The following is a 10,465-nucleotide window of genomic DNA, read 5'->3' as shown; positions in this document are numbered from 1 at the left end:
TAGAGAGGCTTGTAGTTAGCCCTGTACGGGTCAAAGCGTACAAAGCTGATTCAAAGTGCGACGTTTGCGTACAGAATTAGTAACTATGACTTGGCATCATCTCCCCACTCCCCAACCCCCCACTGATTACTGATCACTGAAAAATCTCTTGTCTCTCAATCAAATTCTGCTTTTAAATCCCGACGCATCAATTCATAAACGGCAACTTGGGGAGAAATTTCCCCGCGCAAAAGACGATCAACTTGACAGGTAATCGGTACATATAAATTTTTTTCTTGGGCAATTCTCATCAAAACTTCTGTGGTATTTATTCCCTCGGCAGTTCCCTCTAACTTTGCTAAAATCTCAGGCAAACATAAACCTAAAGCTAATTGATAACCCACTTGATAATTGCGAGATAAAGGACTATTACAGGTAGCTAATAAATCCCCTAAACCCGATAAACCGAAGAAAGTTTCTTGACAACCTCCTAGACAAGTTCCCACCCGAACTATTTCCGGTAAAGCGCGAGTTAACAGGGCAGATTTGGCATTAGTACCTAACTGTAAACCATCGCAAACCCCAGAAGCGATCGCCATGACATTTTTGAGAGTGCCACCTAACTCAGTCCCCAAGGGATCGCTATTAAGATAAACCCGAAAAGATTCCCCAGATAATAATTTTTGTAACAATATCGCCGCTTTTTGCACATAACTTGCTACCACCGTCGCAGCGGGTAAACCTTGATTAATTTCTTTAGCTAAATTGGGACCGGAAAGAACCACAAGGGGATTAGCGGGAAAAGCTTGATTCCACAGATGAAAAGGGGTACGAGTGGTGATTGGCTCTAATCCTTTAGTAGCGGTGACGATAATTATGCGAGAATTTAATTGTAATTGCTGTAATTTTTTGATCGTTGGAGCAACTCCTTTAATCGAAACTGCTGAAATAATTACCTCAGTATCTGCTATAATAGCCCCCAAATCTTCCCCACTATGACGCGACCAAACCCTAACAGCTAAGTGATTAAGTCTAGCCAAATTAGCGAGGGTTTGCCCCCAAATTCCCCCACCTATAACCGTAATTTTCTTGGCATTTTCTAACAACTTTTATTCTCCTCCTTATTAGCGATCCCTGATCAGTTCCTGGTTAGAAAGGATTCGATTTCAAGGTTATGAGTCTTAAATGAAATTATTCACCGATTACCGATAACTGTTCACTGATAACTGAAAAAAATGACAAACTATCGCAATCCTGCCCCCACTGTTGATATTATCATCGAACTGATCGACTCGCCCCACCGTCCGATCCTGCTGATTGAGAGAAAAAATCCGCCCTTTGGCTGGGCAATTCCGGGGGGATTCGTGGACTACGGTGAATCAGTGGAAACGGCGGCCATTCGGGAAGCTTACGAGGAAATCAGTTTACAGGTGCAGTTAATCGAGCAATTTCACGTCTATTCCGATCCTAACCGCGATCCACGTCAACACACCATTAGTATCGTTTTTATCGCCACGGCAAAAGGCAAACCGATTGCTGCCGATGATGCCAAAAAAGTCGGGATTTTTCATCTCTGGGAATTCCCCCAACCTTTATGCTTTGATCACGATCGCATCCTCAATGATTATCGTCGTTATCGGGATTATCAAATCCGTCCCACACATTAGAAAAACGCCGCTATTAAAGCAATCCTTGCCAAAAACGTCCCCGAAAAACCTTAAAAAATTAGACACTTCTGAGGGCGACAATCGGTTGCAATTTAGAGGCACGATAAGCGGGAAAAACGCCAAAAAAGAGACCAATACCCGTGGAAACACTCAAAGACAGGGCGACGGCGCTGGCGGAAACAGTGGCAGCCAGGGGAGAGAAACTGGAGACTAGAACGATCGCTCCTGCACCGACGAGAATACCAAGCGCACCGCCGGCGATGGAAACGAGAGTTGATTCAATCAGAAATTGTAAGAGAATATCCTGTTCTCTGGCTCCGATCGCTTTTCTTAGTCCGATTTCCCCAGTTCTTTCCGAAACCGAAACGAGCATAATATTCATCACCCCGATACCACCGACAATCAGGGAAATACCGGCGATTAAAGCCAAAAGTAGGGTTAGACCCCGAGTAATCGTGCCGAAGATTTCGATCATCTGTTTAGCAGTTTCGACGCGAAAATCATCCTCAGCCACGATTTTATGGCGTAAACGCAGGAGATTCTGGATTTGGAACTTAGCAGCGCGGATTTCCTCCCCCGATCGGGCTGTGAGACTAATCCAACTCAACTCGACACCGTAGGGTCCGGTTTTGCCCACCAGTTGCGAGTTCATGGTGCTAAGGGGAATAATCAGCATTTCATCCTGATTATTGCCAAAAAAGGAGCCTTTCGCCTCTAAAATCCCGATCACCTCAAAACTGAGATTTTTGATCCGCAGCTGTTGACCGAGGGGATTTTGGGTGGGAAAAAGTTGCGCTGCCACTTCAGTGCCGATCACCGTTACCCGTTTGTTGCGGGCTAGATCGATATTATTGATAAAACGACCTTTTTCTAGGGTAAAATTGCGGACAGAAGCGTATTCTGGGGTGCTTCCCGTGACTAGAGCCGTCATGTTGCGATTACGATAGGAAATCAGGAAACGAGCGTTTATTTCCGGGGCGACTTCAGCGACAGTGGGAACCTGTTCGGCGATCGCCTGAGCATCGGCTAAAACCAAGGTTTTCGGTAAATTAACGGTGGTATTGCGTGCTTGTCGCGACCCTGGCACCACAAAAATGGTATTGGGTCCCAAGTTAGCAAACTGGTCATTGGCTAAAGTTTGCGCCCCTTGGCCAATACCGATCATTGCCACTACTGAAGCGTTACCGATGATAATCCCTAACATGGTCAGGCCGCTACGCACTTTATTGGCCGCTAGGGTGGAGACGGCCATTTTTAAACTTTCGATGATAAACATATCAGTTATCAGTTATCAGATTTTAGTTTTCGAGGTATCTTGGGCTCCTTCGGGGAGATCGATAAAGACCTTTTCTCCGACTTCCAAACCTGATAAAATTTGGGTTTTATCGTCTAAGACCAAACCGATCGAAACGGGTTTAAAACTGGGTTTATTTTCGGCATCGGCAACTAAAACCCCTGACTTGCCTTCCCGGGTGACAATGGCGACAGTCGGCACGACGAGGGCATTATCTAACTGCTGGCCGACAAAAGTTACATCCACATTCATTTTCGATTTGAGTTTGTCCTGTCCCGTCACCAAACCGATTCTCACTTCAAAAGAAGTAACATTATCCTCGATAATCGCTTCGGGAGCCACGAGAATAACTCGACCTTCAAAGACTTCTTCAGGAAAAGCATCGGCGACAATTCGCACTGGTTGGCCGCGCTGTAATAAACCCACATCTACTTCCGGCACTTTAGCAATTACTTCCAATCCCGATGCTAGGGCGATAATCGAGGTGGAAGTGGCGGAAGCGGTACTGGAGGCCGAAGTGGTGGGAGTGACAAAAGAACCCTCGGTGGCGTATTTTTGGGTGATGATGCCATCAAAGGGAGCAGTAATGACCGTATCGCGGTATTGAATCTTGATTTGCTCTAAATCGGCCCTAGCAGCCGCTACAGATGATTCTAGTCGAGCAAGCTCGGTTTCTTGGGTTTTTTGGCGTTGTTCGAGGGCAAATTTCGCTTCTGCGATCGCTGCTGCCGCTCGGATCATTTCCTGCTCAATTCCGGCCACTTCTGGGGAAGCGGTTTTATCTGCTTGTTCCAAACGGCGGACCGATTCCTCTAAATTAGCTTTGGCGTTGAGATATTCATTAAGGACGGCATCAAATTGGTCTTGGGCGATCGCACCTTCCTGGACTAAATTTTCATTGCGTTTAACCCGATTTTCTGCTAGTCGAAAACGGGATTGGGCCGCTTGTACCTGAGCTTGCAGTTGGTCTAAATCTTTCGGAATTCTTTCTTTGGCCTGAGCTAAACGGGCTTCTAATTGCTTATAACTGGCCTGGGCCTGATAAAATCGGGCTTGTAATTGCCGGATATCTTCGGGAATGCTGCGTTTAGCCTGTTCCAGATTGGCTAGAGCTTCCCGTAGATGCGCTTCTGACTGCATTCCCCGGGCATACACCTCTAAATTATCCATGACGGCGAGGGTTTGTCCCTTTTTAACAATCATGCCCTGATCCACCAATAATCGCACTAATCGGCCGGGGTTTTTCGGGCTAATGTTGACACTTTGGATTGGTTCCACCCTACCACTAGCTTTAATTTCCACAGCCAGGGTTTCCCGTCGAGCAGGAACGGTCATTTTCGCCAATTCTAGGCTAGGAGGAGGTGTTTGCAGCAAGCGATAAGAAACCACTCCCACCGCCAGAAAACCACTAGCCATGAGTCCGAATATCCAAAATAGGGGGCGATTTGATTTTCCCAACACGGTTATTGCCATCGATCAGCCAAAAGTTAATTGGTTATATACTAACGTCTCTAGAGTTGCCTTTGTTGTTTCTTTAGCCAACAACTCCCAAGCGAGATAGACTGATTAAAAAAGGCCTATCGCGGGGGTAAACTGTGCCAAAACTTCAATTAATCATTTCTTTGCTCATTTTTTTCGTCGCTGGCAGCCCGCCAGCTTTTTCCCAAGCACTACTCCCCTACGCCATCGAACCGGAGTTAGAACAGATGGAACAAGCGGGAATTGAAATGGCCGAAGATGCCATCCAATTAGCTCGTTTTCGCCGTACCGATGCGGCCCTTGGACGAGCTAAGTTAGCGGTGCAGTTAGCCCCCCATCTCTATCAAACTTGGTTTATTCTCGGTAGTTTATATCTGCAAGACAATCAGGTGCAACTCGGTATCGAGGCATTAAATCAATCTTTGTCCCTTGCTCCCGCCGATGCCCACGCTAATATTAAATTTTCCCTCGGTAGTGCCTATTTTCAGAATCAAGATTACCAGTCTGCTATTGCCCAGATTGAAGCGGGTTTGCAAATGAAACCCGATATCTCCCCCGCTCTTTTTGATCTCGGTAATTCCTATCTCAAGTTAGACCAATATCCTGCGGCGATTGCAGCTTACGAAAAAGCTGTTACTCAAGATAAAAATTTTTGGCCTGCTATTAATAATATTGGTTTAGTTAAATACGAACAGGGCAATAAGGAAGCAGCCCTTAAAGATTGGCGCGCCGCTTTGAAAATTGATCCTAAACAGCCGGAACCTCAGTTAGCTATTGCGGTGGCTATTTATAGTCAAGGAAAAACCGAGGAGGGCATCAAATTAGCTCAGGCCGCTCTCACTAGCGATAGTCGTTATGTCAGTCTAAAATTTTTAGAGGAAAATCTCTGGGGTCAACGTCTTCTGCAAGACACGGAGAAAATGTTTAATCATCCCAAAATGAAAGATTTTATCGCTCGTTTACCACAACCAACCCCAGAAGTGGAGGAAGAAAATTAAGCTTATGCAGCAAGCATTAAGATAACCCCTTAGTTAATTTGCTAGGAATTCTTGAGGCTTGCTCTAGCTAATTAAGGCTGGCTGAATATCGGTAGCAGCTTTGCTAAAAAATGGTTTTGGGACTTTATTAGCAAAACAACAAACTTTTTGCCGCAAACCCCAAATACAGTACAATTATTATAGTTAAGGGTTTAAAAAGACTGGGATGATGGCAAAGCAATCAAGGGCAATTGAGGTGACAGAACATGATAATAAATGTCCCGAATGTCTGCACCTGGAGATTTCGGGAGAACCTGTTGCGTCTGAGTCGAAGGGCCCTTTTTCCCTTTTCAAAAAGTCTGAACCAGAGGCGTTTTCCCTATCGGTGCGGATTAATTTTAATCAGCAGTGGCTTGTTTTTTCCTTTGGACGGGTTAAGTTTGGTTTGCGGGGGGGAGAGTTGCGCTTAAAACTGGAGAATGGCCAAATGCCTTCTGAGTTAAGAAATGAGGCGTTGAAAAAGATTTTAGCAAGGGAGTTGGAGATTGAACGTCAGTCAGGGGGAGAACAGGAAAGCAAGTCTCAAGTAGAAGCATCAGTAACTCCTGATTTATCGAAAGCAAGCTTAAAGGGAGTTGGAGAACAGCGTCAAAAAAAGTCCCAGGTAGATAAGTTTCAGCTTAAAATAGCGCAAGTTAGTCATAAGGGAGCAAATAATCAGCCTGTGTGGGTGTTCGAGAATAGGACGGGTGAGCCTGTTTTGATTGGGGAATTAGCTGATTCCCTGGGTAAAATGTTAATTGCGGGTGTTCCCTGGAGCGTTGAAGCGACATTTACCCCTGAAATGCGTCAGGTTGTGATTACGGGTTTAGAAAATTTATTTAAAGATGATATTTCTGGACACAAATTAAACGTATTTGAGTTAGGATTCGCTAAGTTATTTTTAAAGCATAAAACCCAACCCTATCTAAGTCGTCAGGTATTGCGTTATGAGTGATGCAGATTTTATTCGAGAAGTTGAAGAACTGTACCTGCGTCTTGCTAATGCAGATACAGATGATCTGGTTGAGTTAGCTAAACTTGCGGGTTTAGACCCTAAAACAGATTTAGCCGACTCTGTTTGGGTTCCCTATCCCAGCTTTGGGGAATTTCGTCAGAACACCTTAGCGGCGGCGGTGCTGACATATTATCTAGAAGAACATGGGATAGAGGTAGATGCTGCGGCGGCTGATAATGCTCAAGTGGTGCTACCTAAACTTGGTAAACTGGAAGCTTTATTAGTTCCCCAAGACTCTGGTGCAGAACCGTTGGATTTAAGCCAAGTTAAGGTCAAGATTGACCTAAATCCGGCAACCCTAGCCTATATTTTAGTCGAGTTAGGGGAAGGAGGAGCTTGGTTAACTGGGGTTCTGTTGAGTTCGGACCTGCGCCAAGATTTCCCAGAAGGCGGCGCAGTGTCTTTGGCCATGAGGAAACCTATGTCGGCGCTGTGGGAAGCTTACCGTCGGTGGGAAAACTGTCAGCAAATCATGGCGCAGTATATCGATAAACAAGGCTGGTCAGCGCAACAACGAACCGAGACGATCACATTTTTGAACTGGCTCTTGACAAATAGCTCAGAGTATGAACGTCCGACGCTATTAAAGGACTTTTTAGCAGAGAAGGCCAGCGAGAATCATGAGAATTTTAAACCCTTAGCCTCGAATCTCCAAGAGGTAAGGGAAGCAACGCCTGAGCCGTCTTCAGAGGGTGCGGTGGACTGGCTGGATGTGGCGATGGATTTGCTTGATGAATTGGGAAAATTTATTTAAAAAATAATCATGAAAAGCATTAAAATAATTGTCGAAAAACACCCAGATGGCTATATTGCTTATCCTTTAGGTATTGAAGGTGTTGTCATTGGCGAAGGCGAATCATATCAAGAAGCGCTAGAAGATGCGAAATCAGCACTCCGTTTTCATATTGAAACCTTTGGAGTAGAAGTTTTAGATACTGAATATTCTGTCTTAGAAGCGTCTATTATAGTAAGGTGATCATTAACAAAGAGGTCAACAGATGCAAAACTTACGTCAGGTTTCTTTACTAACAAGTGGACAAGAGCAAGTCTTAACTATTCCTCCTGAACTTGCCCTATCAAGCACAGAGGTTTTGTTACGCAAAGAAGGTCATCGCTTAATCATTGAGCCGATTTCTTCCGGTTCTCTAATTTCTTTGCTGACTACTTTGCCAGACATTACAGACAATTTTCCTGATATAGATGAAGGGTTGCTTCCCCTTGATGACATTACATTTTAGTACCACCCAATGACCTATCAATATCTGCTTGATACTAACATCCTATCACATTTGATCAGGTATCCCCAAGGTCAGGTTTTCCAGCATATTGTGGATGTCGGCGAAGAAAGCGTTTGTACGAGCATCATTGTGGCGTGTGAATTAAGATTTGGAGTGGTTAAAAGTGGTTCCTCCCGTCTGGTGCAGCAACTAGAACGCATCCTGGAGTTCTTGACAGTTTTGCCATTAGAATCAACTGTAGATAAGCACTATGCCCTAATTCGTAAACATTTGGAGCAAGCAGGAACCCCAATCGGTCCAAATGATTTACTGATTGCTGCTCATTCTCTAGCGCTTGATCTGACTCTTGTTACCGCAAATACTCGTGAATTTGAGCGTGTGCCTGCTTTGAAGTTAGAGAATTGGTTGATTGATTCTGTAATAATTTTTGGGGGATAATTTGTCATAAATGATGTTGCTGATGATGGTTTTGGATATATTCTGCCACTACTTTTTTGCGGTTTTCTCGCAATGACAAATCAGGTGGAGCATTTTCTAAAAGATGCTGAGGATGACCTCCCCGGCGTTGTAATAAAGTTTTACGCGGTTTTAAGCTTTGCCAATGTTCGTAAATGAGTTTTTTTAGAAGTTCTTCTGAGCTAATATTCTCTTCAGAAATGATGTCCGCTAGATAGTTCTCGGTTTCTCGATCTAGATTAATGGATAACATTGTTACCTCATAGGATAAATCAACATCTTTGATTATAGTAGAATGTAGGGTGCGTTAGACGACAATCGCTGCTTAAACTTGAATCTGACAATCCGTCGTAACGCACCACACCTATCCCTTGTTCCAAGGCTCTGCCTTAAAGTAGTGTTTAGTGAGAATATGAGGCAATTAAAATAATTTTTGTTCAGGTAGATTCCTTGACTAGAAAGACTTTTGGTCTTGAGATAATATTAGGTCGAGGTCTAATTGAGTCTTATTGACAAATTGCTGAAGAGTTAAATCAAGTGGGATTCCTCGTTTTGGTCAAGTTCTGAGTGCGATTAAGCGGCAGAATGGTCGGCTTGACTTTATGCCAATTTGTCATATACTCTAGTTAGGGTCTGCTGAAAAAGTTTTTCGGTGGTGGTAGGAGTCAGGAGTCAGGAGTCAGTAGCCGGTCGTTTCAGGCTTTGTCCCAATCCTATTTTCGCAGCATGAACATCGGACTTTAACAGGTCAAAAGCTTTATTTTAAAAGGGTTTTACCATTATTCAGCAAGCCCTAGTTATGATCTGGATAGTTCTTTACCACGATGAGTTCGACGCTTGGCTGAACGAGCAAGATGAGAGCTTACAAGATGCACTCTTGTTCTCCATCGAGCTTCTTCAAGCTGAAGGACCAATGCTCGGACGGCCCTATGTTGATACCGTCAAAGGGAGTAAGTACCCGAACCTGAAAGAACTTCGGGTACAGCACAGGGGGGAGCCGTGGCGGGTGCTCTTTGCCTTCGACCCAAAACGAAGAGCGATTATCTTGCTTGGAGGGAATAAGACAGGAAGCGGTTCCAACTGGTACAAGGAAAATATCCGTATCGCCGACAAGAGGTTTGAAGAACACCTACGCACCATGAAGGAGGAGGGGAAATGATTAGTCACGAGGAGAAAATGGCTTCGCTGTCCCCGGAAAGGAGGGCACGCATACAAGCACGCGCCGAGGAGACTCTGAAGGAGATACGAGCGATTCGAGAACTTCGCTCCCATCTCGGTCTCACACAAGAGGAGTTGGCCGAACGAGTGGGAGTATCTCAGTCGCAAATCTCTCGACTAGAGAATGGGTCACGGGGTCTTACCTTCGAGGACTTTTCCAACTTTGTGCGTTCACTTGGTGGAGAGTGGCATCTCACCGTCAAGCTTCCTGACTTCGGAGCCATTCAGGTTGTAGGCAGTTCTGATTTCCCAAAAGAAGAGTAACATTGTTGAGAAAAGATGATCGCGTTTTTCCTCTACATTCTACATTGTGTAATTCAGAAAAATAGAATGTAGGGTGCGTATTTACGGCGACAATCTCTGCTCAAACTTAAATCTAACAATCCGTCGTAACGCACCACATCTATCATTAATTTAACTACTACTTGGTGCGTTAAGCTATCGAAGAGCGCACCCTACTAAAAACAATCATGAACGAAGCAAGAATAGAAGCTTACTTAGCACTAATCCAGGCACTACTCCAGTGCGAAAATGGTCAAGAACCAGCGCTATTACAGGCTAACGCGGAATTAGTTGATGCAGGCTTAGTCGCTGTGATGGGTCAGTATGCAGATTTTTTGCAACAGCAGGGAGAAGATAATAACGCGGGATGGTTGAGGAATATGGCGCAACAGTTAGGACAATTTTTAGACGCGCCAAGGGATAATCAAAACCCCTACATCAGTTTTTTACAAACCCTAGTGCAAACTGTCCAGGAAAGTGACGGAAACCGCCAAGTAATTTATCCCCTGCTCGACAATAACCTCCATCTCTTAGATGAAAACTTACTTAACCTCCTCCGTGCTTGGGGAAATCAACTCAAGGAACAATACAATCCAGAGGAAACCAACGAACTAGGAAGATTATTCTATGATCTTGCTTATGCTTTTCGTGAGTTTCCTAGAGGTAATCCACGCATTAACCTGGACATCGCCATCTATGGATACGAATTTTGCGCCACCATCTTCCACCAACCCGGATTAGAAAGGGAATTAGCCCAAACCCTGAATAATCTGGGCGTAGCCTACAGGACCCAAGCCGAATTGGGTCAAGAGCCGGTA

General features: G+C 44.7%; 14 protein-coding genes and 1 pseudogene. 11 read left to right on the top strand and 4 right to left on the bottom strand.

Translation table 11 applies throughout. The features are described from left to right. Positions 1 to 155 precede the first annotated feature (155 nt). The gene (locus tag BGL89_RS04370) at positions 156 to 1,085 is read right to left on the bottom strand and encodes an NAD(P)H-dependent glycerol-3-phosphate dehydrogenase (protein WP_286824622.1); all 930 of its coding nucleotides are present in this window, start codon (positions 1,083 to 1,085) and stop codon (positions 156 to 158) included. A 129-nt stretch (positions 1,086 to 1,214) separates the two neighbouring features. Here BGL89_RS04370 and BGL89_RS04365 point away from each other — a divergent pair, with 129 nt between their 5' ends. Next, positions 1,215 to 1,646 carry an NUDIX domain-containing protein gene (locus BGL89_RS04365; RefSeq protein WP_286824620.1) on the top strand — a complete coding sequence of 144 codons (432 nt, stop codon included), beginning with the start codon at positions 1,215 to 1,217 and terminating at the stop codon, positions 1,644 to 1,646. A gap of 58 nt (positions 1,647 to 1,704) precedes the next feature. Here BGL89_RS04365 and BGL89_RS04360 read toward each other — a convergent pair whose 3' ends face one another. Both BGL89_RS04360 and BGL89_RS04355 read right to left on the bottom strand, forming a co-directional pair. Then, positions 1,705 to 2,922, bottom strand: coding sequence for an ABC transporter permease (locus tag BGL89_RS04360; protein WP_286824619.1), 1,218 nt, complete (start codon positions 2,920 to 2,922; stop codon positions 1,705 to 1,707). A 15-nt stretch (positions 2,923 to 2,937) separates the two neighbouring features. Then, positions 2,938 to 4,413 (bottom strand): efflux RND transporter periplasmic adaptor subunit, encoded by a 1,476-nt coding sequence (locus BGL89_RS04355; protein ID WP_286824618.1) that lies wholly within the window; start codon positions 4,411 to 4,413, stop codon positions 2,938 to 2,940. On the opposite strand from BGL89_RS04355, the gene BGL89_RS04350 reads away from it, so the two are divergent. The 7 genes from BGL89_RS04350 (at position 4,355) to BGL89_RS04320 (ending at position 8,129) form a co-directional block, all read left to right on the top strand. After that, positions 4,355 to 4,501, top strand: a complete 147-nt coding sequence (locus tag BGL89_RS04350; protein ID WP_002740204.1) for a hypothetical protein — start codon at positions 4,355 to 4,357, stop codon at positions 4,499 to 4,501. The genes BGL89_RS04355 and BGL89_RS04350 overlap by 59 nt on opposite strands. A gap of 34 nt (positions 4,502 to 4,535) precedes the next feature. Then, positions 4,536 to 5,417 (top strand): tetratricopeptide repeat protein, encoded by an 882-nt coding sequence (locus tag BGL89_RS04345; RefSeq protein WP_286824617.1) that lies wholly within the window; start codon positions 4,536 to 4,538, stop codon positions 5,415 to 5,417. A 208-nt stretch (positions 5,418 to 5,625) separates the two neighbouring features. After that, a complete protein-coding gene (locus BGL89_RS04340) occupies positions 5,626 to 6,393 on the top strand; it encodes a hypothetical protein (RefSeq protein ID WP_286824616.1) in 768 nt (255 codons plus the stop codon). Further along, positions 6,386 to 7,207, top strand: coding sequence for a hypothetical protein (locus tag BGL89_RS04335; RefSeq protein ID WP_286824615.1), 822 nt, complete (start codon positions 6,386 to 6,388; stop codon positions 7,205 to 7,207). The genes BGL89_RS04340 and BGL89_RS04335 overlap by 8 nt, the downstream gene beginning before the upstream one ends. Before the next feature lie 9 nt (positions 7,208 to 7,216). Continuing rightward, the gene (locus BGL89_RS04330) at positions 7,217 to 7,429 is read left to right on the top strand and encodes a type II toxin-antitoxin system HicB family antitoxin (protein ID WP_002793068.1); all 213 of its coding nucleotides are present in this window, start codon (positions 7,217 to 7,219) and stop codon (positions 7,427 to 7,429) included. Between the two features lie 22 nt (positions 7,430 to 7,451). Then, the gene (locus BGL89_RS04325) at positions 7,452 to 7,691 is read left to right on the top strand and encodes an antitoxin (RefSeq protein WP_002793069.1); all 240 of its coding nucleotides are present in this window, start codon (positions 7,452 to 7,454) and stop codon (positions 7,689 to 7,691) included. Positions 7,692 to 7,700: 9 nt separating this feature from the next. After that, on the top strand, positions 7,701 to 8,129 hold the full coding sequence (locus tag BGL89_RS04320) for a type II toxin-antitoxin system VapC family toxin (RefSeq protein ID WP_002788601.1): 429 nt from the start codon (positions 7,701 to 7,703) through the stop codon (positions 8,127 to 8,129). A 4-nt stretch (positions 8,130 to 8,133) separates the two neighbouring features. Here the strand turns inward: BGL89_RS04320 and BGL89_RS04315 are convergent, their stop codons facing one another. Further along, positions 8,134 to 8,400, bottom strand: coding sequence for a hypothetical protein (locus BGL89_RS04315; protein ID WP_106909610.1), 267 nt, complete (start codon positions 8,398 to 8,400; stop codon positions 8,134 to 8,136). A 546-nt stretch (positions 8,401 to 8,946) separates the two neighbouring features. On the opposite strand from BGL89_RS04315, the gene BGL89_RS04310 reads away from it, so the two are divergent. The 3 genes and pseudogenes from BGL89_RS04310 to BGL89_RS04305 all read left to right on the top strand — a co-directional run. Beyond that, positions 8,947 to 9,306, top strand: coding sequence for a type II toxin-antitoxin system RelE/ParE family toxin (locus BGL89_RS04310; protein ID WP_147074156.1), 360 nt, complete (start codon positions 8,947 to 8,949; stop codon positions 9,304 to 9,306). Continuing rightward, complete coding sequence (locus BGL89_RS21180; RefSeq protein ID WP_353738129.1) at positions 9,303 to 9,629, top strand: helix-turn-helix domain-containing protein; 327 nt, start codon at positions 9,303 to 9,305, stop codon at positions 9,627 to 9,629. Before BGL89_RS04310 ends, BGL89_RS21180 begins: the two co-directional genes overlap by 4 nt. Positions 9,630 to 9,835: 206 nt before the next feature. Continuing rightward, positions 9,836 to 10,465, top strand: a pseudogene (locus tag BGL89_RS04305) (CHAT domain-containing protein); the annotation flags it as partial.

The organism is Microcystis sp. LSC13-02 (assembly GCA_002282935.1).
Taxonomy (GTDB): Bacteria; Cyanobacteriota; Cyanobacteriia; order Cyanobacteriales; family Microcystaceae; genus Microcystis.
Note: the sequence above shows the minus strand (reverse complement) of the source record. Positions and strands in the feature narration are given on the sequence as shown.

Coding starts and splice junctions, on each gene's coding strand:
- BGL89_RS04365 (WP_286824620.1), top strand. CDS start 1,215: ATGACAAACTATCGCAATCCTGCCCCCACTGTTGATATTATCATCGAA.
- BGL89_RS04360 (WP_286824619.1), bottom strand. CDS start 2,922: ATGTTTATCATCGAAAGTTTAAAAATGGCCGTCTCCACCCTAGCGGCC.
- BGL89_RS04350 (WP_002740204.1), top strand. CDS start 4,355: ATGAGTCCGAATATCCAAAATAGGGGGCGATTTGATTTTCCCAACACG.
- BGL89_RS04355 (WP_286824618.1), bottom strand. CDS start 4,413: ATGGCAATAACCGTGTTGGGAAAATCAAATCGCCCCCTATTTTGGATA.
- BGL89_RS04340 (WP_286824616.1), top strand. CDS start 5,626: ATGGCAAAGCAATCAAGGGCAATTGAGGTGACAGAACATGATAATAAA.
- BGL89_RS04335 (WP_286824615.1), top strand. CDS start 6,386: ATGAGTGATGCAGATTTTATTCGAGAAGTTGAAGAACTGTACCTGCGT.
- BGL89_RS04330 (WP_002793068.1), top strand. CDS start 7,217: ATGAAAAGCATTAAAATAATTGTCGAAAAACACCCAGATGGCTATATT.
- BGL89_RS04325 (WP_002793069.1), top strand. CDS start 7,452: ATGCAAAACTTACGTCAGGTTTCTTTACTAACAAGTGGACAAGAGCAA.
- BGL89_RS04320 (WP_002788601.1), top strand. CDS start 7,701: ATGACCTATCAATATCTGCTTGATACTAACATCCTATCACATTTGATC.
- BGL89_RS04315 (WP_106909610.1), bottom strand. CDS start 8,400: ATGTTATCCATTAATCTAGATCGAGAAACCGAGAACTATCTAGCGGAC.
- BGL89_RS04310 (WP_147074156.1), top strand. CDS start 8,947: ATGATCTGGATAGTTCTTTACCACGATGAGTTCGACGCTTGGCTGAAC.
- BGL89_RS21180 (WP_353738129.1), top strand. CDS start 9,303: ATGATTAGTCACGAGGAGAAAATGGCTTCGCTGTCCCCGGAAAGGAGG.